This window comes from Halonotius roseus (genome assembly GCF_006861655.1).
Lineage (GTDB): Archaea > Halobacteriota > Halobacteria > Halobacteriales > Haloferacaceae > Halonotius > Halonotius roseus.
Window position 1 is genome coordinate 59,218 of the sequence record NZ_SESI01000001.1, and the last position, 21,026, is coordinate 80,243.

Sequence of the window (21,026 nt, forward strand, 5' to 3'; positions counted from 1 at the left end):
GTACAGTGCCGCGACGTGATTAAGCCCACTGCTTGTGGCTGTGGCCGCGCTGGCAGCGATTCAGACTCCCCGATAAGGGCCCAGTCGCGTCCCATCAAGCAGGTAGCAGTCGGCGTCGACAAACGCGTCGGGCAAAAACGGCGCGAGGAACTCCTGGCCCTCAACGTTGACCCACGTCCCGCCCGAGCGATCGTTGAACGCCGGGAACACGACCAGCTCAGGCGCGTCGATGGCTGTTGGTGGGTCGTCGTCGACGAGCGTTGCTGGATCGACACGGCCCCGCACCCACGCCTGTTCGACGCGATAGCCACCGACGCTGTCTTCGAGTTTGACCTGCGGGTGTTCGTGGCCCATGCAGATCGTCGACGCCGACAGCAGTTCCGGATCGGGCCACGTGTGGCCGTGAACAACGCCAACGGAACCTGACTCGCCGCCGATCAGCCCGCCCGACGCCGGCAGGATCGTCACGCCCTCGCGGTCGCCGAACAGCGCGTCAAGGTCGCCGTCGTGGTTGCCCGGTGCGACCGTGATCTCGATCCCGCGGTCGTCGACGACGGCCTCGGCTAACGCGTCAAGTTCCTCGCGTTCGACGCCCTCGGGTTCGCCGAGCTTGTGGCCGAGATCGCCGAGAACGACCAGTCGGTCAACCCCCGTCGAATCGAGCAAGGAGAGCAGTCGTCGTCGACGCTCGGCGGCATTGTTCGGCAATTCCACACCGCGCTCGTAGCGAAGCCTTGCCTCGATGCCGGCGTGGTAGTCGGCGACGAGGAGGGCGCGTTCGGTACCGAGATCGACCGTCGCTGCGGGGTCGCCGGGAACCGGTTCGATGGTCGGCGCGGGCCGCGCCATCAGATCGGTTTGAGCGTGCCGTCGTCGGGTTCGTAACACCGACCACCCATCAGCGCGTCGTCGATGGCGTCCTCGACGGCCGCGCGCTCGGCTCCGTGCGCGTCGACCACGGCGTCAACGACCGCCTCGCGGTCGGCTCCGTCGCCGTCGTCGAGATCGGCCATCAACTCGACGGCCGTGTCTTCAAGATCGACAGCGTCGGCGTCGCCGTCGCCGCTTGCGGCGGCGTCGTCACTCGCGGCGTCGGTGCTCGCTGTCGACTCGCTTGTCGTCTCGGCTGGCTCAGCGTCGGTTTCGGCCGACGACTCGTCGGTGTCGTCGATGGTGTCCTCGAAGGAGCCGAGCGATTCGGTGCTGTCGTCCGATTCGGTTGTCTCGGTCGGTTCGCTCGTTGCCGGTTCGGCTGCGTCGTTCGTCGATTCGACGCCGCCGTCGCTCGGCTCGCTGTCGTCTTCGACTTCGGCGGCGAGTTCGTCGGCGTCGGGGACATCGATGTCGGCCTCGCCGGCCGGATCGACCTCGTTGCCGCTCGAAAAGTCCGCGCCGAACTCGGATTCCAGCTCCTCGCGTTCCTCGTCGTCGAGCTGGTACATCTCCGCGTCGTCGGCCGACTCATCGACATCGTCAGTCGCGGCTGGCTCGCTGCTTTCGGACGTCGCCGTGTCGGTGTCCGCGGCTGACGATGAGGTGGTGTCAGGCTCCGTCGATGATTCCGTCTCCGCGGTCGTCGACGGCTCAGCTGTCGTCGACTCGGTCGCTGTGTCGGTTGTCGACGAGTCATCGCTTTCGGCTGTCGTTGTCGACTCAGCAGCAGTCTCGGTCGCTGTCGATGTTGTCGGCTCGGTAGTCGGCTCATTCGACTCAGTTGCCGACACCGTCGACTCAGGGGCGTCCGCTTCTGCCGTGTCGGTTTCGGCATCTGTGGTCGCCGTTGGGTCGGGTGATTCGGTCGGCTGGGTCGCCGTTGGGTCGGACGGTTCAGCCGACTCGCTCGCCGAATCGGCAGCCGGTGTCGACGCCTCGGCGGTCGCCGTCTCCGGCTCCGGCTCTTCGGATGTCGGTGCTGCCTCGATAGCCGTACCAGAGAGGTCGATACCGACCTCCGGCAGCGGGCCAAGCGTCGCTGTGCCACCCTCGTCGGGGGCGACATCGACCGGCCGGACCTCCTCGCGCTCGCCGGCAACGACTTCGAGGGCGTCGACCGCGCACTGTCGGATCGCTTCGAGGTAGGCCGTCGTCGTCCCGTAGTAGTCGAGCGCGCGCGGGATTCCGGCCGCCAGCGGCGTGTCGACACCGGCCGTTTCGAGAGCAACGCGGAGTTCCTCACCCCGCAGGTCGGAGTCAAGGGCCGCACCGACGACGGCAACCCGCTCCAGAGTCGCTTCAGCCGCCGAAACCGTCCAGCGATCCCGGGTGTCGGCGTCGACTTCGCTCAGGCTCTCCGGGCGCACCGACGTGAAGATCCGGTCGGAGTCCTCCGGCTCGAAGGTTCGCGCTTTGCCCGTGATGGCGACGAACGATGGTGAGTCCGCGCCGTCGAGGAACGCCTGGGCTTCGGGTTGGTACTGGCCGGCGTAGGTGACAAACGCGCCCGTCGGGTCAACGATCCGGCCGCGCAAGGTGTCGGTGTTGATCCGTTCGACCTCGGTGAGCACGCCGACCGCAAACAGGCGATTGAGCCGCAGGCCGGTCGGCGTGACGACGTAGTTCGGCGCGCGCTCCTCGTCGCTCTCGGAGTAGGAGAGCTCGCTGTCCTCGAACTCGGTCGCAAACAGCCGGTAGGCGACCTCTCGCGTCCCGGGCCCCGCGTCGGCGGTGGCGTCGTTCGTGGAGTCGGTCGTCTCGCTGTCGGCCTCCTCGTTGGTGCTCATCCGCGCACCTCCCGGAGCACGGCCGCCGCACGCTCGGCGGGCTCGTCGTCGGCCGGCTCGAAGGCCTCGACAGTGAGGTTCGCGCCGTACTCGTCGATCGAGAGGCTCCCCCGAACGCGGTAGCTGCCGCCGACGAGCTCGTCGCGGATCGTGTCGGCGACGACCTCCTTGTCCATCGCGTCGCGGGCAGCCTCCTTGGCGTCGGCCACATCGCCGCCGTAGATCGATTCTGTCAGCTCCGCGCCGATAATCGCCGTGACGGTTGCGGTGCCATCGTCGAGGATCGCCTTGATCCGCAGGTCGTCCTCGCCGTCGACCGCGCCGTGAACGCGGCACTGGTCGTTTTGGATCGCGCGACCACACTCCGGACAGCGTTCGATCAGCCCGGAGCCATCCCGGACTTCGAGTACGTTGCCGACGACCTCGACATCGAACAGCCCGCCGCTGTCGACGGCCTCGCCAAGCGTGAGCCGCGGCGCGCTATCGGCGACGGCGACCGGCTCCGACAGCGTTGTGACAGACGAAAACTCCGAGAGGTTGATCGACGGCGAGCCTCGGTACTCTCGGACGTACACGTCTTCGATCCGGCAGCTCGCGCCAACGTCGACCTCGGGATGGGGGTTCCAGTCGGTGAACGGCAGCCGTGCTGTCTCGTCGGCGACGACGCCCGAGAGGATCTCGGTTTCGCCGTTGCGGCCGTCGATAGTTCGGCTGTCGACTTCTTGGATCTGTACCTCGATATTCCGGCCGCGGTCGCCCGGCGAGAGATCGATCAGGTCGCTGTCGCCGCCGATCTGGGCGGCCGTCTCAACGGGCTCCTCGGCCATCGCCACCGACGTTGAGGAGCCGAGATTGAGCTCGGGGTTGCCTTCCCACTCTCGGACACCGGCGTTACCGACGACCAGTGAGTCGCCGGCCTCAAAGCCGAAGTCTTGCCACGCGGTGTAGGAGATGGTGCCAGTTTCGTCACCGAAGCGGCCCTCTCGGATCGTTTGTTCCTCGCCCTGGTACTGGATCGTCCGGGTGCCGACGGTCAGCACGCGGACGGTGACAGTGACGTTGTTCAGGCCGGTTGTGATCTCCGAGAGCGCGACCGACTCCGGCTGGGCGGCATCACCACCATCGCCGTCGCCGTGTTTCCGGCGGATGCTCTGTTTGGCCTCATCCAGTGGGACGCTGTACTGCAGCAGCGATTCCAGATCCTCTTTGACCTCCTGTTTGTCAACGCCGAGAGCGGAGGCGAGCTCCTCGGCATGGTTGTCTACGTCCATCACACGGAGCTTCGACGGCCCGGAATAAAAACTATTGGCGCGGAGACTCGTTGTGGATCGCGGGGAACTGCTAAGTGGCTGCCCCAACCACTGGCGGGTATGAGTGAAGCCGCAGCCGAGCTGCCGACCGTCGAGTATGAGACCCGCATCGAGGACGGCCAGACGATCATCGACGTGACCGGGGAGAGCGAGGTCGCGTTCATCGTCCAGTCCGCAGGCGGCGAGCGGATCTACTTCCCACCGGAGGACATGGACGACAAACCGGCCGGCGACCCCGACAGCCCCTACCAGCCCAGCGACAGCCCCTATGAAGCCGACAGCCCCTACCAGCCGGCCGACGCCGACAGCCCGTATCAGCCGAGCGAAGACGACGACGGGACAAGCACGCGCGGCGTGACTGAAACCCGAACCGGGTTCAAGATAACCCATCCCGAGCCGGCGACCGAGATCACCGTCGTCCGTCGGGCTGAAGCCGAGGCCTAGCGACTCACGGGCGTTTCAGCAGCGAACACAGGGAGAGTTGAGACCGGTCTTCGCAATGCAGATAGATACTCGACATAGTTCATAAATAGTATGAAGACGTAGTCAGGGATAGCACAATGGCACGAATCACCGGCTCCTATCCGGACGATCTTGACCTGCTGATCGAAGGTGCTGTTGAGGCAGGGGTGTTTGGTGGCAAGAGCGATGCATTACGCGAGTTCGTCCGGAAGTACTTTGAGGACAACGAAAACGAGCGTATCGCAGCTGCAGTCGCCCTCTACAAACGCGAGCAGATCACGCTCGGTGATGCAGCAAGACTCGCTGCTGTCGACCGCTGGACGATGCGTGATATCCTCCGTGAGCACGGCGTTGAACTCCGTCTCGGACTCGTTGATGAAGACGACGCAGCGTACGAGGGGGAAGCGGCGAGTGAGCTCGAATTCAGTGATGAGGACTCGGCCGACGAGGAATCACCTACGAAATGACGGCTACGCTAGGGCATCGGTGTAGACTACGCTAGGCCGTCGTTGTAGACCGCAAGCAGATCGTCGGCGACCTCATCCCACGTTCGGGGCTCATACTCCGGTGGCCCCTCGCGTGCCAGTGCTTCCTTGATCCCTTCGGCGATCGAATCCGAGTGGGTCGTCACCTCGATCAGACAGCCATCCGGTAGCGTCTCCCGGACACCGCTGGGCGTAGCGACGACCTGACAGCCGGCGGCCAGTGCCTCGGTGATCGTCAGCCCGAATGGCTCGGCCCGCGAGGGAGAAATGAACACGTCGGCAGCCTCGTAGTAGTCGCCGAGCTCCTCCTCGGGGATGTAACCCGCAAACTGCACGCGGTCGTCGATGCCGAGCAGCTCGGTGAACATCTTGAGGTGTTCGGTCTGGTGGCCCGACCCGCCAAGCACGAGCGTTGCATCGGTCTCGCCGAGCTTTCGCATCGCGTACAGCAGGTGGGTGATCCCCTTCTGGTCGGTGTGGCGGCCGACGAAGAATAGCATCGGGCCGTCGATCCCAAGGTCGGCTTTGATGTCGACGCCGCTGGCCTCGACGGAGGTAAACCCGTTGTGGACGACATGGGAGTCCGCGCCGTAGAGCTCAAGCACGTCCTGGCGGACGATATCGCTGACCGAGATCAACACGTCGGATTGGTCGGCGACGCGCTGTTCGGTTTCGACCTCCCGCTCCGGCGGATTGATGTTGCGATCCGTCGACAGCGAGTGAAACGACGACACCCATGTGGCGTCGGTTTCGCGTTTCGCCCGCAGCCCCGGCCCGTAGCCGAACCAGTCGTTTGTGTGGGCGATGTCGACCGTCTCGGCGAGTTCGACGAACTTGTCGCCCATCCGGCCGACCCGGGAGATGATGTCGCCATCGCCGGTGTCGACGCTGTGGATGTTGTCGTAGTCGTCGGGGGCGTACTCCGCGGGGAGTAGCAGTTGCTGCTCAATGTCCTTTCGCTCGAAGGCACGGAACACTTCAGCGACATAGGTGTCGAGCCCGCCGGTCACGTTCGGTGGGAACCCCCACCCTAAGGTAAGTACGCTCGGAGCCATATCAGTGCAGTCCACCCACCACCACTTAGGGGTTGGCCCTCCGACGATCTGTGCCGAATCAGCGGGATCGCCGACCCGTTCCGAGACAGCGACCACCGAACGGCAGACGCTCTCGGAAGCGATATCTTAACGGAGACACGCACAAACACGGACATATGAGCCTCGAAGCCACATATCAGTGTCCGCACTGTGGAACCGAACAGACGTTTTACCGCACGGCAAGCACCACCTTGCATCTCGGCGAGAAGACAAAATGGGCGTGTGGTGAGTGTGATTATGCGTTCGCCAAGATCGGAGATATCACGACGCTGCCGGCCTGAACCTTCGATCAGCTCGTGTCACGGGCCGCGCGGTGGGGACTCACAGCCTGCGGTAGGATTGACAGCTTGGGAGGGCGATACGGCTAAGATGCTTCCGTCCATACAAACCGACATGGGCAGGGCGTCACGCATACCGGGAGTGAGCGCGGGCCATGGCTGACGGCGAGTATCAGATAGCCGATACAACAGGCCGGTTTACGATCGCCGTTAAGGACGGCCGCAAGCTCAACGACATCTCCTGGGAGTCGGGACGCCTCCTGCTGTCGAACAAACGGCTCATCCTTGTCGGCAACGACGGGAAGCGAACGATCCGGCTGTCAGAGATCACGGGACTATCTGGGCGGGATGACGCCGCCCAGTCGATGGCCGCGCTGTCGAACTATCTGAGCGTCAAGGTCGGTGACGACGTGATCGTTGTCGCACCCAACGACCACGAGGCGTTCAAGACCGACTTTTTTGAGGCGATGCTCGGCGAGACGGTGGTGAAGGCCAAACATCCGGCTGTCGAAGGCGGGGTGGTACAGGACAGCAGCTGGGACACGGCCAGACTGTCCGTCGAGCCCGAGTCGTTGGTGGTGACGCTGAAAGGCGGGGGGCTCGTCGAGTTGGAGCTCGATGAGATCAGCGGGATCGACACCGAAGAACGAACCGTCAACGACGACAAGCGAACCGTCATCGAGGTCTCCCACGCCGAGGGCGAGACAAACGTCGAGACCCATCTTACGGGTGCCTCCCAAACCTGCATCTTCATCCAGGCGTTCCTCAGAGAGGGTGAGCGACGCAGTGAAACGAACGTCGATCTCGATTCCTCAGAAGAAGAGGTGTTGATGGCGCTCTACTCGGGGGTCTCGCCGTTCAGCATCCCTGAGTTCATCGACCACGAGGTCGAGACCGTTGAGGAAACCTTCGAGAAGTTCATCGAGCTGGATATCGTCGATGAGGTGCGGCAGCGACGGGAGGTCACCCTCAACTCCCGTGGCCGGGCGATCGCCAGCGACGCGATCGACGACCAGTAACGGCGGTGTGTTTATGCGGACAGCCAGCAAACAGTTAGCTATGCCAGAAGACGTGTTATTCAGTTCCGAGCAGCGACACACCCGTGCGGAGATCGCCACATACCTGCGCAACGTCGCCGACAAACTCGACGCCGGCGAGGCGGTCACGCTTCGTTCCGGCGCGGAAACGGTGACGATGGAGCCACCGGCGCGACCAACGTTTGAGGTCAAAGCCGAGCGGGAGGGGCCGACCGGTGGCAAAAAAGAGTTGAGCATCGAGTTTGAGCTCGAATGGGATGAAAACGACAGCGGCAGTGAGGACGGCAACGGCGAGTTGATGATCGAATAACCCCAGACAGTCACTAAAATCCCCATTTGAGCCTGGAACGCACGCAAATAGTTCCACCCCAAACGACGAGAGGATGGCGGATCTCATCGAGCGACTCCAACAGCGATCGGGTGAGGCGACCCCACAGCCGCGGATCATGGGGATGGACGATGACGCTGCCGAGGAGACGCTGTCAGCGTTGTCGCCGGCCACACGCCGACAGGTCTACCGCGCGCTGTTCGTGGAGGCGCAAACAACCTCCGAACTCGCCGAGACGGTCGATAGCTCGATCCAAAACGTCCAATACCATCTCGAAACGCTCGAAGACGCCGGCCTCGTCGAGCCGATCGACACAGTGTACTCCGGGAAGGGCAACGAGATGACCGTGTTCGCGCCCGCCAGCGACCCGCTGGTCTTCGTCGGCGACGACGATCGGCTGCCGGCGATCAGAGAGTCGCTGCACAATGTTGTCGGCGGGCTGGCGATACTGGGTGTGGTGAGCCTCGTCGTGCAGTGGCTCGTCGCCCGCGAGTTCGCTGTCCGCCCCCAAGCCCGCGATGCCACGACGATGACGGCAACCGAGGATGCTGCGATGGAGGCAGCCGGCGAGGCGGCCGCCGATCCGAGCCTCGCGTGGCTTGTCATCGAGGTGCTTGAGCCCGGGCTGGTGTTTTTTGTTGGAGCCCTTGTCGTCGCCGCGCTCGTCGTGTGGCTGCGTCGCCCGTGAGCGACACGTCGATTAAGACGGCTTCGCGCTGTGATATACAGGCGACTTCGCGCTGTGAAATCCTCCACTGCGGTTTATCGGGGTTGTGAGCACAGGTGCATCTGTGCAACGACGCCCTCCACGATACGTCGGGTGCGACACGCGAGTCGCCACCAGCAGCGACGACACGAAAGCAGATCGACTGACAGCAGAGCGACTGACCGCGATCAGCCGACGGAGACGACGGTCGGCGACCGACCACAGCAGCGGATGGCTGGGGGCCAGCGATGGCGACGACTGAGCGACTGCGGGCGGCCGGGGGTACCACAAAGCGGTATCTCGCCGCCCTCGGCGTTGGCGGCTGGCTGAAGCTCGGTGCCGTCGTCCTCCTGTTTTCGATCGGTGCCAGCAGCGGGATGAACATCCTCGGTGTGCTCAGCCCCGACCCGTCGGCCGGGGCGATCGACTGGCAGGGGCTCACCGGGCCGGCAGCAATCGCGCTCGCGGTCGTCGGCGTCCTCAGCTATATCGCCGCCGTCGCCGATTTTGTCTTTGTCGCCTCGCTGCGCTCCGGGCGGCTGCCGGTGCGATCGTACGTCAAAGCGAACCTTCGGCGCGCCGGATGGCTGCTGGCGTTCCGGGCGGCCATCGCCCTCGGTGCGATAGCGATCGTCGCCGGGGTGGTCGCCGCAACGGTTGGGCTCCCACCGTCGCCGACGATGGAGCCGAGCCATGTTGAGAGCCTCCTCATCGGGCTGGCCGCGGTCGTCGCGGCCATCGGCTGGCTCACTGTTGGGACGCTGACCAACGCCTTTGTGGTGCCGATCATGCAGTACGAGCATCGCGGCCCGCTGTCGTCCTGGCGGCGGTTCGGCCGTGCGATCGCCGGTCGGTGGGCCGCCGTCGCCGTCTTCCTGCTTGTCGCCGTCGTGATCAGCACGGTGGTTGGGATCGGGCTGTTCATCCTCAGCTTCGTTATCTGGTTTGTCGGCGGCTTGCTGTTGGTTGGCGGTGGCGTCTTGGTCGTCGAAAACGCCCCCGCGCTCGAACCGCTCGTGGCGGTGGTACTCGTCGCAACCTATCTTGGCTACCGGTATGCCGTTGCTGTGCTCCGAGCCCCCGTCCGAAGCTATCTGCGATACTACGCGCTGTTGCTGCTTGGCGACGCCGAGCCCGCGTTGGCGATGATCAACGACGAGCTTACCGGCGGGAGCGATGCGGCCGACGAGACTGCCCCCGACACACCCGCTGGAACCGACAGCGAGGATACCGATACAAACGACACTACTGAGAACTCCGAACACGATGACAATACCGACACCGATGAGGATGACACACCCAGCAACCAGTAGCTCTGCGGAGCGGAGATCGACGCATCGATAGATCGCCTCGGCCTACAGCTCTTCGACGGAACGAAGCTGATCGGCGTACTCGGACATCCGAACGAAGTCGATCCGCACCCAGTAGTCGGTGCCATTGTAGCGGGTGAGCCACTCGCCTTCCGACTCATACGGCATGAACAACGCCGGCTGGCTGACAAACCGGTCGGCGACACCCTCGAAGATCCCCTCGTCAACGTCGTCGAAGCTACCCTTATAGAAGGAGCCGTCATCGATCACCATCTCGAAAAAGTCGCGTTCGGCGTCGCTGAGCCCGGTCAGTTCGAACCGATGGTTTGTGCGGATATCTCGCCCGAACGCCTCCAGGGAAGCCGCACGCTCGGTCGCCGTATAGGCAAACACGTCGAGCGAGACGGTCGTCGGTTCGACCGCCACCGTCACCGGATGGCCGTCGACACCGATCGTCTCGTAGTCGGGCTCAGGGACGAGCACCGACGCCTCGCGGTCGGCCGGCGGATACCACGCCTGTCGCTCGGACGATTCCGGAAACGATGCGTCGACGCCCTCGGACTCGTTTGCCTCCTGAATATGGCTGATCAGCCGCGGAAGAAAGTGGAGCATCTCCTGATCGATAGCAGGGAGGTCTTCGAAAGCGATCTCGGGCTCGCGGTCGGCGTCGGCTCCGTAGATCGTCACCGAGATAAGATACTCGGTGCGATCGCGCTGCTGGTCGGTTTCCTGCCACTCGATATTGTAGACCGAGCTGTTGTACCGAACGGGCCGATCGGGCTGATACGGCGGGTTCCCGCGGCCGTTCGGGCTGGTGCGGTTCGTGCCACCGGAAACGGTCTCGGCGACCAGTTCGGTCGTCTCGGTATCGCGGCTGTCCGGTGCGGTTGTTGCCTTGGTTGCGATATCGGTCGCGGAGGGTACCGGCTCGACGAACATCGCGGCGTCGGGATCGACACAGCCGGCCAGTCCGGCGGTCAGTCCGGCCGCACAGCCGGCCAGTAGCTTGCGTCTGGAGAGCGAGGGCATAAGCGGGTGAGGCGTCGCCGTCGGTATAGGTCTACGGCCGTGTTTCTCCCCGTGAAACACGGTGTCTGTCACTCACTCATCGTCGGCGTCGACACCGAACGTCGAAAGAGATGCCTGATCCGGGTTGTCGGTGGGTTCAGCTCCGGGATCGGATGTCGACGCCTCGGCCGGCTCCGGCTGGTTGCTGTGCCGAACCGGCGATGGGGTGTCGCCGCGTGTGATCGTTTCCATCACCATCTCGGCGGTGGTGATCGCCTCCGCGCGGGTGACCTCCTCGGCGAAGATCGGATACGCCGGGCCGTAGCCGGCAAGCCCCTTGACTGTCCAGGTGTCGACAGCACCGGGGTCGACAGACATCGTTGCTGGCTCGGTCGACCGCACGAGAAGTGACCGACCATCATCGCGGTACCAGAGGCTGATGTGTGTCGAGAGCGCGGTGCTGACGCTCCAGCCCGCCGGACAGGTTGGCGTTGTGTCGACCATCACCGTGATTGATGCTAGTGGACGACGGGCTCAAACATATCGGTTTCCTGTCGTCGAACGTACCTCGGTGTCAGCCGACAGACCAGTTCGAGAGACAGAGACGCCGACGAGAACGGTGGCCACTGTACAACGAGGGGCGGCGCAGGCTCCATGATTATGGAGGAATGCAAACAGGTTATATATCAGTAGTTTTGTTATGACTATGTATGCCAACGAAGCAGACACGACGGCGTGTGCTGAAAGCGGCAGGAATCACAAGCGTTGCTGCCTTAGCTGGCTGTACAGGAACCGAAGACAGCGGTGAGGATGAGTCGACCGACGAGGAGTCGAGCGACGATGGAGCAGCCGAAAACGAGTCGAGTATGGACGACTCGATGACCAACGAGTCGGCTGATCAGAGCATGTCGGAAAACGAGACGAGTATGAACGAGTCGAGTGGGGATGAGACGATGACCAACGAGTCAAGCGGGAACGAGACGATGACCAACGAGTCAAGCGGGAACGAGACGATGACCAACGAGTCAAGCGGGAACGAGACGATGACCAACGAGTCGAGTGGGGATGAGACGATGACCAACGAGTCAAGCGGAAACGAAACAGCAGACGGTAGCTAAGCCGACCGATCGACGAGATCCGTAAACTACCGACTTTTTCGTTGAACACGAACGCTCCAGCTTGCGGCTCAAAACCGATCAGAACAGAGCTAGGACAGGGATTTGAACCCCGGAAGTCTCGATTACAAGTCGAGTGCATGAACCGCCCATGCTCTCCTAGCGCAGGTGATTGTTAGCCGTCATCCTTTGAGTGTCTATCGTTTTCGAGTCGTTTGCGGAGCTCGATCCGATGGGGGTCGTAGCCGCGGCGATCGTACAACCGCTTGGCAGCCGCGTTGTCGGCCAACACCTCGATTGCGACCGTCGAAACGCCTGCTGCCGCCAGTTCGGACTCAGCCGCTGCCAGCAGGCGGCTGCCGATCCCCTCGTCTCTGGCTGCCGGTCGCACGTAGAGATGGGTGATCGTTCCCGTCGACTCTGTTTGGGTGTAGGCCCCGTCATCGGGGTGGAACATCACAAACCCCTGGATCGCCTCATCCCGTGCCACGAGAAGACCGTCGGTAACCACATGGTGAGCGATCGTTTCGGTTGCCACAGTGCGGTTGGCGTCGGCCGCCAACCGCGAGCCATGCTGGCGTTGCTCGGCCGCCAAGGCAACCCAACAGTCGGCGACAGCCTCCACGTCATCGATCGTCGCCGGCTCGATGACGATCCGCTCGTCGGTGCTCATGGTTCGTTCCCCCTGAGTCGGCTGACCAACAGCAAGCGTGTTGACCACGGCGGTTGGGTGGGAGGGACTGCCAACAGCGCGCCGATCAGGATGTTATCGTTCATGTAAGCACAATTCGCGGCCGGCGGCGTAGCGGGAACCCAGTGGTCTACCGCGTCCGGGTGAACTGGTCGGCCCCTTCGTAAAACCAGAGGTCGTTGTCGCGCATCGCCCGGCCGACGCCCTGGTGCATCGAGACGATATCCTCGAACTCGCTTGCCTCGACGTGTTCGAAGATCTCCCGCAACGGGACGACCGTCTCGTGGTCGATCCGGATCGGGTCGTCGCCGTACTCCTCAATGAACGCCGACACATCCAGCGGGAAATCCTCCTCTTCGTCGACCTTCTTGGCGATAACCGCGTGTCCGTACTGGCGGCGGCCCTCGCTGCCCTGCTCGCCGTCGGGATCATGTGGCCAGTCCATATTCGGAGATGGCAAGCAGGGGAGGTTAGTCTTACGCTCGCCGGTCGGATTACTCGGTCGACGGCGGCGTTCGACCGCTCCCGACGAGCGCGCTGATCGCGTCGATGACCGGCAGGGTCGCGCTCTCATCGCCGGTGAGCCGCGCCCAGACAACGATCGTCGACGGCAACACGAGAATCGACGCCAAGAACGCGTACAGCACGCTCAACGACATCAGAACCCCGAACGCGCCCAGTGCGGGGTTGAGCGCGAGCACCAACACGCCGATCCCGAAGACGGTTGTCAGCATGCTGCCGGTCAGCGCGCCGCCGGTGCCGACGACGGTGCGCTGGAGTGCCGGGAACAGCTCGCGGTCGTGGTACTCGTCGGCGAAGCGGTGGACGACGTGTACCGCGTAGTCGATGCCGATACCGACGGCGATCGCCAGGATCGTCCCGTTGATCGCGTTGAACGCTAGCCCGACCGCCCGCATCGACGCGACCAGCGCGACGACGGTGACAACGATGGGGATGATATTCACTAGCCCCAGGGAGGGTCGACCCTCGATCAGCCAGTAGGCAAACAGGAGGAACGCCGAGGCACCGAGCAGCGTGAGGATCAGGCTCTGGATCACCGATTCAAGCACCAAGGAGAGTGCCTCATCAAAGATGACGACACTACCGGTCGGCTGAGCACTAAATCGGAAGTCGCCGGCAACGTCGTAGGCGTCGGCGGTCACAACGTCGTCTTCGGCGTCGCCGTCGACGGTGAAGATCACCTGCGCGCTCCGACGATCCTCGCCGAGGAAGCCGCTGAGATCGCTATCGGCGGGCTCTTCGAGTGCCTCGTAGATCTGCGGGAGGTTGTCGTCGGGGATCCCGTTGTCGTTGCGGTCGTTGCGGTTGACGAGTTCGCGGAACTCGGGGTCGCGCTCGGCGCGGGACTCGATCAGCGTGACGATGCTCTGGGTTTCGGCTTGGCGGCGGTCACTGCGGAACGTCTCGGGTGGCGACCGACCCGCGCGATGCAACTGTTCGAGCGCGGAATCCTGCGTCATCGACCCTTCGACGTACATCAACACCTGGGCGTCCTGCTGGTAGTTTCGGTCGAGATAGTTGTTGATGCGGACGAACTCGAAGGATTCGGGCGGCCGGATCGATTCGGGGAGATACTGGAGATACTCCGGCGTCTCCTCGGCGGGCTGGAAGTCCTCGGGGCTAAAGCCGGTGTCGACGCCGGTTGCATACACGCCGCCGCCGGCGGTGGCGACGAGAATCAACAGCAGGAAGACGAGCGGGGCGCGTTTCGAGACGGTGACGCCGACAGACAGCAGCCGGCCCAGCAGCGACCGCTCGGAGCCAAGCGGCGTGTCGGCAAAGGTTGGGATCGGATAGTTCTCGCGGGCGCGGTCGACGGTTACCTTCAGCGCGGGGACGAAGACGCCGAAGATCAGAAAGGTGAAGATGATGCCGACGGCGGCGACGAGGCCGAAATCACGCGTCGGCGGGAACGCGCTGACGACGTTTGAGAGAAAGCCGATCGCGGAGGTGCCGACGACAATGGCAAAGGCGACAGACATCTGGTCGGTTGTCCGCATCATCGATTCGGAGATGCCGAGGCCCGTCACCCGTTCCTCACGATACCGATTGATCGAGTGAATCCCGAAGTCGATCCCGATAGCGATGAGGATCGGCGGCACCGCGATCAACAGGACGGCGAAGGGGATGCCGGCATAGCCGATAAAGCCGAACGTCCACAACAGGGTCATAATGATCGCCAACAACCCGATCCCGATGTCGACGGGATCACGGTAGGCGACCGCGAGGAAGACGATGATAAGCAGCAGCGCGGCCGGCAGCACGACGCTGGTGGTCGTCCCGGTCGTGTTCGGTGCCGTTCCCTGCACCCAGATGTTGGAGGCGTCGTCGGTGACAACACGCTCCGTGCGGTCGACGCGGTTCGACGGGAACTCCGAGCCGCCAGCGGCACCGCCACCGCCGCCGCCACCGGCCCCCGGCCCCGCGATGTGTGAGACGCTGCCGCGGCTTGAGGTGGCCGACGCCGACCCGCGGTTGAAGTCGTCGCTCAAGCTGGAGGTAAAGCCGGTGTTGTCGGCCGCAGCCTCCCGAACCGCCGCGTCGATCTGGGTGGGTGAGGCGCGTTCGACCGCCCGCAGGTGAGCCTCGGGTGTCGTCGCATTCGGGTTCAGCGTCGTGGCGACCGTGACCGCCGGCGTCGAGACCGACTCGGCGCGCAACTCGTTCGTGTCGAGTATCCGCTCGCGTGTCTCCAGCATGTCGGTCAACGCACCCTTCGAGAGAACGTTGCCCGATTCCTGGACAAGCGTCGTACTCGTTGTTACGTCGCTAAAGGTTGGACTGAAGTCCTCGCCGATATCCTCAACGGCCTGAAAGGAGGGCAGATCCTCGATGAACTGCTCTTGGCCGCTCTCGGTTGTGATCGAGCCGAGACCACCCATCATCAACACCGTCACCAGCAGGAAGGCGAGGATAACGGTCTTTGATCGGTTGACGATGATCGAATCAACCCGATCGATCAGCCACTGGTACTCCATCTAAATCTGTTTACTGTTCATTCCGGCGGCACCCGGATAAGCATGTCTTCTTGCACCCTCCTACCCTTAGACGACACATAACTGCTCGGCCCTGTTTCCGCCCGTGAAACAGCCCGGAAACGACAACGTCTATGGGGCGGCCCCAACTACCGGCGAGCAGCGATGGATGAACGCACACGGGAGTATCTCCGCGGCCGGTTTGCCGACTACTACCGGGCGGCGGAGATCCCGCTGCCGCCGGCGGCCAACGAACGCGAGTGGGGGCATATCCCGTGGACACCGGGGTCGGGAACGACGATGGTTCGCCACCAATCACAGCTTGATCTTGGTGATATCGACGGGTTTCTCACCCGCACCGCGCCGCGACACGTCTACTTTTCGGCGGCCCGCTACGACGATCCGGGTGCGAGCACGATGGGCGCAAAAGGGTGGCGCGGGGCGGATCTCATCTTCGATCTCGACGCCGACCACCTGCCCGGCGTTGATCCGGCCGAAACAAGCTACAAGGCGATGCTTGCGGCCTGCAAGGACGCTCTTCGTCGGCTGCTCTCCTTTCTCGAAGCCGATTTCGGGTTCACCGACCTGAAAATCATTTTCTCGGGTGGCCGTGGCTACCACGTCCACGTCCGTACCGACTCGATCCAGTCGCTGGACAGCGACGCCCGCGGCGAGATCGTCGACTACGTTCGCGGCCGCGGGCTCGACACCGACGGCCTCATCCGAGTCGCCTCGGCGGGGGGCGCGACACAGCGGTTGCTCCGAACCGAGGGCGGCTGGGGGCGGCGCGTCCACGACGCGCTGCGGACGATGACCGCGGAGCTGCGGGAGCTCCCGGAGGCCGACGCGCTCGACCGGCTCACCGTCTTCGAAGGGATCGGCGAGGGTCGGGCGGAAACGATCCTCGGCGCGCTGGAAGCCAACCCGGAGGCGATCGAACGCGGCAACATGGAGGCCGGCGGGCCGGGAATTCGGCTGTTGGCCGATGCCCTGGCCGACCGCGTCGTCGAGGAGCACGCCGCGCCGATCGACGAGCCGGTGACGACCGACACCCATCGGTTGATCCGGCTGCCGGGATCGCTGCACGGCGGCAGCGGGCTGGTCGTTACACCGCTCGACCGTGAGGGGCTCGACGATTTCGAGCCGCTGGTCGATGCGGTACCCGAGCGGTTCACCAGCCAACAGATTTCCATCGAGGTCGAGACTGCCCAAGAGATCGATCTCGGCGGCGACACGATTAAGTTAGATGCCGGTGTGCATTCGGTACCGGAACACGTCGGCGTCTTCCTGATGACGCGCGGCGACGCAGCCAAAGCCCCAGCATGAATCTCGACGAGCTCCGCTCCGTACAGTCCAAAGAACGCCAGAAAGACAGCCTCCAGCAGCTGCGCGAATCATTTTATCAGGATGTTGCGAGCTACATCACGGATCTGCGCGCCGAGCGCGACCGTCGGGCCGAACGGGTCGACAACCCATTCAGCGACGACGAGGTGCGGCGGCTCTCGGATGAACTGGACACCGCCGAGGAGGTCGCCGAAGCCCTCTATGAGCGACGCGTCGGCAAGGTCGTCAAGCTCGCTTCCTTCGCTGCCGCGGATATGTCCGCCAGCGAGGAGGGGATGACGATCGAGGAACAGGAGCTGTTCGATGATCTCGTCGCCCGAATCAAACAGAACAAGGCCTCTGTTCTCGATGTGCTGGCCGGCGAGGGCGACGCCACAAGTGGAACATCGTCGTCGACCGCAACCGACACGAATGCGTCGTCGCCAGCGACAGCCGCCCCCGAGCAGACAGCCGACGACGAGCCGACCACCATCGGCGGCGCGAACGCCCACGACGCGGGATCGCCAACGCCACCGGAGGCGACCGCCGAAACCGAGGCCGACGATGTGTTGGCTAATGCGATGGGAGCAACAAGCCCCACCGAGTCACCGTCGACCGACCAGCCGTCGGCTGAACGGGCCGCCGGTGAAACCGATCCCGCCGACGGAACCAACGCGGGACTCGACGGAACAGATGCGGCGTTCGACGGCACCGACACTGACGGCGACGACGGCGTCCCAACGCCCGACGGCGGGAGCACGGTACGGTCATCAGAACCGAGCGAGACGCCGGAGCCCAATCAATCTCCGGCGTCGCCAACCGGGCCTGAATCGGGAACGTCGCACTCGGAGCCACCGCAAGCGGGGTCGACAACCGAGTCGACGACACCGGCCGGATCGGAGATGACGACCGACACAGCGGCGACGACGCCGGACACCGAGTCGTCTGCGACCGACCCGGGTGTAACCGAATCACCGACGACAGAATCACCGGCGACCGAGGCAGCTCCGACAGAATCGGCATCGACTCAGTCGACTCCGAGCAACTCACCGACGACGGAAACGGCGACCACAGCCGCGACCGCCGATCCGGAGCCGGCCGCCGGATCGACGGCTAACGAACCGCCGACCGAGCAGGTGGCCGAATCGAAGGGTCGCTCCACCGCCGAGACCGACTCCACCGCCGACCCCGCCGCTTCCCCCGATTCAACGCCGCGGACGATGGTTCGGATCACGGACGATGTCGGGACGATCTTCGCGGTCGATGAACGCGAGTACACGCTTCAGCCGGAGGATATCGTGACGCTGCCGACCACCAACGCCGAGGTGCTTCTCCAGCAGGACGCCGCGACAAAGATCGAGTAACGGCTCACGGGGTCTACGATCACGCCGATCGACAGGAGAGTGACTACTTGCTGCCGACGACGATCTATCGGTAGATTTGGGCGTTGCTTCGATCGCTGGCGGCGTCACCGATCCTAACGGTCGGGTAACAACAAAAAACTCAGTAGCCGCGGTCGATCAGGTAGTCGGCGATATCTTCCAGCAGCCCGCGGGCCTCGTTATCGGGCAACACCGACAGGCGATCCTTCCCCCGTTCGGTCAGCTGCTCGGCCGTCTCGCGGGCGTGTTCGATGCTCCCGACGGCTTCGAGCTTGGCGACAGCGTCGTCGATCTCAGCTTCCGTGACCGCCTCGACACTGTCGGTGTCGAGCAGCCCGTCGACATCGACACCCTGCTGGCGGGCATGAAGCGTGATCAGCGTCTCCTTGTTCTCGACGAGATCGGAGCCACGCTGTTTGCCGAGCTCCTCGCTCGGGACAGTGAGATCCAACACGTCGTCTTGGATCTGGAAAGCCTGGCCCGTTTCGATGCCGTACTGATACATCGCCTCGACGACCTCCTCGTCGGCCCCGAGGAGTTCGGCGGGGATGGCCGCCGACGCGCCGTAGAGGACGGCCGTTTTGAGCTCAACCATCTCCAGATATTCGTCGGGCAGCAGGTCATCCCGGCTTTCGAAGGCGATATCGAGCGCCTGGCCCTCACAGATCTTGGTACACGTCGAGGAGAGCCGCCGCATCGCCGCCAGCGCGTTGGCCGGCTCGCCGCCTGTCTCGGCCATGATCTCAAAGGCCGACGAATAGAGCGTGTCGCCGGCGAGGATCGCCGTCGAGGTGTCGTACTCGTTGTGAACCGCGGGGACACCCCGCCGGAGGTCATCGTCGTCCATGATATCGTCGTGAATGAGGGTAAACGACTGGATGACCTCCAGGGAGACTGCCGCCCGCAGCAGGTCGATCTCAGCACCAGAGAGCGTCGGGAACGCTCGGTAGTCCCGGCTTGCGGGTTCAACGTCAGCCAATGCCTCGCCGACCAGCAGCGTCACCGTCGGCCGGAGCCGCTTGCCGCCGGCCTTCAGGAGGTATCGGGAGGCCTCATACAGGCGTTCGGGCTTTTTCAGCGGGAGTTCCTCGTCGATGGCGTCGTTGATCCGGCTGCGACGCTGGTCGATGGCCGCCAACACCCGTGATTCGGTCGTATCGGCCGTCATATACTCATCACTCCGAGCCAACGGCTCATCCGTCAACCCCCACATATCCGCCGATGGGTACGATAGCACGTTCCATAGGTAGCAACCTTCGTTGTCGACCCCGCGGCCGCCGATATCGTTGCCGCCGATATCGTCGTCGCCGACCGGCCACAGCGGCCGCGGGTCGTTGGTAGCCGAGCGTTACACGTGTGGTGATAAAAACCACATGGGTTGGGCGGGTTCAGCGCGACGCCATCGAGTTCCGACTACGCCTCGTCGACAGCTTCGAGGTCGTCCTCGGGAACGCCCGTCTCCTGGCCGTCCTCGAAGCTGATCGTGTAGGTTGCGTCGCCAAACATGTTGTCGACGACTTGGGTGATCGTCCCTGTCTCGCCGTCGTAGTCGCTGTGTTTGTCGTGTAGTACCACGGTGTCGTCTTTCTCGAAGCTCATGCCTGGCGGTTCCGCGAGCACCAACAAAAGCGCGTGGATTCGTGTCTGTCAGTCGGCGTCAGCAGTCGCGCGGTGGTAGGGTTGGGCGGCGATCAGCTCGCGGAGCTCGCGCAGGGAGTCCCCGCCTTCCCCGTGCATCGCGGACATCACCGCGCCGACCTCCTGGCGGGAGATCTTGACGCCGCGGTCGGTGAGCGCGTCCTCCGGGCGGTTCCGAAGCTCACGCAGGGTGCCGACCGCAAGCAGGAACGGCACACCCCACGCCGCCATCGTGTTGCCGTGTCGCAGCGGCATCGCCTGAAGATAGCGTTCGGCGTCATCAAGGAACGACCGAGCGTGACCCACTGTCCGGCTGACGACCGAGGCCGCCGCCGCCCGGTTGTCGGGGTCGACGACATCGTCCTGTGTGACACCCTCCTCGGCGAGCCACTCCGCGGGGAGGTAGACGTTGTTCTCCTCGGTGTAATCGTCATAGACATCCTTCGAGATGTTGACCAACTGCAGCAGGAGGCCAAACTCGACGGCCGTATCGTAGAGCCGTTGGCGGCGATCAGCGGCGATATCGCCGCGGGTCAGCAGGTTCGTAATGAGCGTCCCGACGGTGCCGGCGGCGTAGTAGCAGTACTCCTCTAGCTCCTCGGCGTCGTCGATACGGAGCCCACCGCTGTCGGCGTGTCGCTCGACGAACATCGCCATCCCGTCGATCAGCTCCCGAACCGGCGGGACGATCGCATCCTGGACATCATCGGGAAGTTCGTCGAAGGCTGCGGCGATACGGGGTGCTTCGTCGACGACGACCCAGTCATCCGACTGCTCCTCGCGGGGCGGTAGCCGCTCCTCGACAGCCGCACGGAATTCCTCGATGTCGGTGTCGGCGTCGGGATCGATCGCCGCATCGTAGGTGCGAAGTAGCTCGGCCTGGGGGTCAGGCGGGATGTGGTTGGCATCCTCGATCGTATCGGCGACCCGACAGAGGAGGTAGCCCAGGCAGATATGCGTCGACATGGGCTCGTCGAGCGCGTCGATCGTCAGCGCGAACGTCCGGGAGACACCCTGTACCGCATCGTGACACCACGCGAGGTCGGCTTCGGGATCGACGCCGGGGGGACGGGATTCGTGATCCGTCATTCAAGTATTCATCTGTACGGTACGGGGCATAAAAAGTCTCTTGGGGTTGGCCTC

The 21,026-nt window shown here is 63.9% G+C and carries 22 protein-coding genes and 1 tRNA gene; 10 read left to right on the plus strand and 13 right to left on the minus strand.

Annotated features, from left to right (window positions below; translation table 11 throughout):
- Positions 1 to 60: 60 nt before the first annotated feature.
- Genes EWF95_RS00310 through EWF95_RS00320 form a run of 3 tightly spaced genes read right to left on the minus strand, consistent with a single transcriptional unit; the run spans position 61 to position 3,991 of the window.
- On the minus strand, positions 61 to 849 hold the full coding sequence (locus EWF95_RS00310; protein WP_142441999.1) for a metallophosphoesterase: 789 nt from the start codon (positions 847 to 849) through the stop codon (positions 61 to 63).
- On the minus strand, positions 849 to 2,720 hold the full coding sequence (locus EWF95_RS00315) for a hypothetical protein (protein WP_142442000.1): 1,872 nt from the start codon (positions 2,718 to 2,720) through the stop codon (positions 849 to 851). Before EWF95_RS00315 ends, EWF95_RS00310 begins: the two co-directional genes overlap by 1 nt.
- Positions 2,717 to 3,991, minus strand: coding sequence for a Single-stranded DNA binding protein (locus EWF95_RS00320; protein ID WP_142442001.1), 1,275 nt, complete (start codon positions 3,989 to 3,991; stop codon positions 2,717 to 2,719). Before EWF95_RS00320 ends, EWF95_RS00315 begins: the two co-directional genes overlap by 4 nt.
- A 99-nt stretch (positions 3,992 to 4,090) precedes the next feature.
- Between EWF95_RS00320 and EWF95_RS00325 the strand changes: the two genes are divergently transcribed.
- Positions 4,091 to 4,474 carry a DUF7510 family protein gene (locus EWF95_RS00325; protein ID WP_142442002.1) on the plus strand — a complete coding sequence of 128 codons (384 nt, stop codon included), beginning with the start codon at positions 4,091 to 4,093 and terminating at the stop codon, positions 4,472 to 4,474.
- A gap of 116 nt (positions 4,475 to 4,590) precedes the next feature.
- Positions 4,591 to 4,959 carry a UPF0175 family protein gene (locus tag EWF95_RS00330; protein ID WP_142442003.1) on the plus strand — a complete coding sequence of 123 codons (369 nt, stop codon included), beginning with the start codon at positions 4,591 to 4,593 and terminating at the stop codon, positions 4,957 to 4,959.
- Between the two features lie 26 nt (positions 4,960 to 4,985).
- Here the strand turns inward: EWF95_RS00330 and EWF95_RS00335 are convergent, their stop codons facing one another.
- Positions 4,986 to 6,032 (minus strand): glycosyltransferase family 4 protein, encoded by a 1,047-nt coding sequence (locus EWF95_RS00335; protein WP_142442004.1) that lies wholly within the window; start codon positions 6,030 to 6,032, stop codon positions 4,986 to 4,988.
- A 155-nt stretch (positions 6,033 to 6,187) separates the two neighbouring features.
- On the opposite strand from EWF95_RS00335, the gene EWF95_RS13365 reads away from it, so the two are divergent.
- From EWF95_RS13365 to EWF95_RS00355, 5 genes are all read left to right on the plus strand, one after another.
- Positions 6,188 to 6,352 (plus strand): DUF7838 family putative zinc beta-ribbon protein, encoded by a 165-nt coding sequence (locus tag EWF95_RS13365; protein WP_185911650.1) that lies wholly within the window; start codon positions 6,188 to 6,190, stop codon positions 6,350 to 6,352.
- Between the two features lie 152 nt (positions 6,353 to 6,504).
- The gene (locus EWF95_RS00340) at positions 6,505 to 7,368 is read left to right on the plus strand and encodes a CheF family chemotaxis protein (RefSeq protein WP_142442005.1); all 864 of its coding nucleotides are present in this window, start codon (positions 6,505 to 6,507) and stop codon (positions 7,366 to 7,368) included.
- A gap of 40 nt (positions 7,369 to 7,408) precedes the next feature.
- The gene (locus tag EWF95_RS00345) at positions 7,409 to 7,696 is read left to right on the plus strand and encodes an amphi-Trp domain-containing protein (RefSeq protein ID WP_142442006.1); all 288 of its coding nucleotides are present in this window, start codon (positions 7,409 to 7,411) and stop codon (positions 7,694 to 7,696) included.
- Between the two features lie 73 nt (positions 7,697 to 7,769).
- Positions 7,770 to 8,402 carry an ArsR/SmtB family transcription factor gene (locus EWF95_RS00350; RefSeq protein WP_142442007.1) on the plus strand — a complete coding sequence of 211 codons (633 nt, stop codon included), beginning with the start codon at positions 7,770 to 7,772 and terminating at the stop codon, positions 8,400 to 8,402.
- 266 nt (positions 8,403 to 8,668) lie between these two features.
- The gene (locus EWF95_RS00355) at positions 8,669 to 9,733 is read left to right on the plus strand and encodes a DUF7544 domain-containing protein (RefSeq protein WP_142442008.1); all 1,065 of its coding nucleotides are present in this window, start codon (positions 8,669 to 8,671) and stop codon (positions 9,731 to 9,733) included.
- 42 nt (positions 9,734 to 9,775) lie between these two features.
- Here EWF95_RS00355 and EWF95_RS00360 read toward each other — a convergent pair whose 3' ends face one another.
- Together EWF95_RS00360 and EWF95_RS00365 are read right to left on the minus strand one after the other, a co-directional pair.
- A complete protein-coding gene (locus EWF95_RS00360; RefSeq protein WP_142442009.1) occupies positions 9,776 to 10,759 on the minus strand; it encodes a hypothetical protein in 984 nt (327 codons plus the stop codon).
- Between the two features lie 72 nt (positions 10,760 to 10,831).
- Positions 10,832 to 11,242: a hypothetical protein gene (locus tag EWF95_RS00365; protein ID WP_142442010.1), complete on the minus strand. Its 411-nt coding sequence runs from the start codon at positions 11,240 to 11,242 to the stop codon at positions 10,832 to 10,834.
- A 206-nt stretch (positions 11,243 to 11,448) separates the two neighbouring features.
- Here EWF95_RS00365 and EWF95_RS00370 point away from each other — a divergent pair, with 206 nt between their 5' ends.
- Positions 11,449 to 11,856: a hypothetical protein gene (locus tag EWF95_RS00370; RefSeq protein ID WP_142442011.1), complete on the plus strand. Its 408-nt coding sequence runs from the start codon at positions 11,449 to 11,451 to the stop codon at positions 11,854 to 11,856.
- An 87-nt stretch (positions 11,857 to 11,943) separates the two neighbouring features.
- Here the strand turns inward: EWF95_RS00370 and EWF95_RS00375 are convergent.
- From EWF95_RS00375 to EWF95_RS00390, 4 genes are all read right to left on the minus strand, one after another.
- Positions 11,944 to 12,017 (minus strand) — tRNA-Thr (locus EWF95_RS00375).
- A gap of 11 nt (positions 12,018 to 12,028) precedes the next feature.
- Positions 12,029 to 12,526 carry a GNAT family N-acetyltransferase gene (locus tag EWF95_RS00380; protein ID WP_142442012.1) on the minus strand — a complete coding sequence of 166 codons (498 nt, stop codon included), beginning with the start codon at positions 12,524 to 12,526 and terminating at the stop codon, positions 12,029 to 12,031.
- A 148-nt stretch (positions 12,527 to 12,674) separates the two neighbouring features.
- Entirely contained in the window at positions 12,675 to 12,989 is a 315-nt protein-coding gene (locus EWF95_RS00385; protein WP_142442013.1) for a DUF5785 family protein, read from the minus strand.
- A gap of 49 nt (positions 12,990 to 13,038) precedes the next feature.
- Positions 13,039 to 15,543, minus strand: coding sequence for an efflux RND transporter permease subunit (locus tag EWF95_RS00390; RefSeq protein ID WP_142442014.1), 2,505 nt, complete (start codon positions 15,541 to 15,543; stop codon positions 13,039 to 13,041).
- Between the two features lie 162 nt (positions 15,544 to 15,705).
- Between EWF95_RS00390 and priS the strand changes: the two genes are divergently transcribed.
- Together priS and EWF95_RS00400 are read left to right on the plus strand one after the other, a co-directional pair.
- Positions 15,706 to 16,866 (plus strand): DNA primase small subunit PriS, encoded by a 1,161-nt coding sequence (gene priS / locus EWF95_RS00395; RefSeq protein ID WP_142442015.1) that lies wholly within the window; start codon positions 15,706 to 15,708, stop codon positions 16,864 to 16,866.
- Complete coding sequence (locus tag EWF95_RS00400; RefSeq protein WP_142442016.1) at positions 16,863 to 18,227, plus strand: hypothetical protein; 1,365 nt, start codon at positions 16,863 to 16,865, stop codon at positions 18,225 to 18,227. The genes priS and EWF95_RS00400 overlap by 4 nt, the downstream gene beginning before the upstream one ends.
- A 139-nt stretch (positions 18,228 to 18,366) precedes the next feature.
- Here the strand turns inward: EWF95_RS00400 and idsA3 are convergent, their stop codons facing one another.
- The 3 genes from idsA3 to EWF95_RS00415 all read right to left on the minus strand — a co-directional run bounded on the left by idsA3 (position 18,367) and on the right by EWF95_RS00415 (position 20,972).
- Positions 18,367 to 19,413 (minus strand): geranylfarnesyl diphosphate synthase, encoded by a 1,047-nt coding sequence (gene idsA3, locus EWF95_RS00405; RefSeq protein WP_142442017.1) that lies wholly within the window; start codon positions 19,411 to 19,413, stop codon positions 18,367 to 18,369.
- A 245-nt stretch (positions 19,414 to 19,658) separates the two neighbouring features.
- Positions 19,659 to 19,844 (minus strand): DUF1918 domain-containing protein, encoded by a 186-nt coding sequence (locus tag EWF95_RS00410; protein WP_142442018.1) that lies wholly within the window; start codon positions 19,842 to 19,844, stop codon positions 19,659 to 19,661.
- A gap of 48 nt (positions 19,845 to 19,892) precedes the next feature.
- Positions 19,893 to 20,972 carry a phytoene/squalene synthase family protein gene (locus EWF95_RS00415; RefSeq protein ID WP_142442019.1) on the minus strand — a complete coding sequence of 360 codons (1,080 nt, stop codon included), beginning with the start codon at positions 20,970 to 20,972 and terminating at the stop codon, positions 19,893 to 19,895.
- Between the last annotated feature and the right edge of the window lie 54 nt (positions 20,973 to 21,026).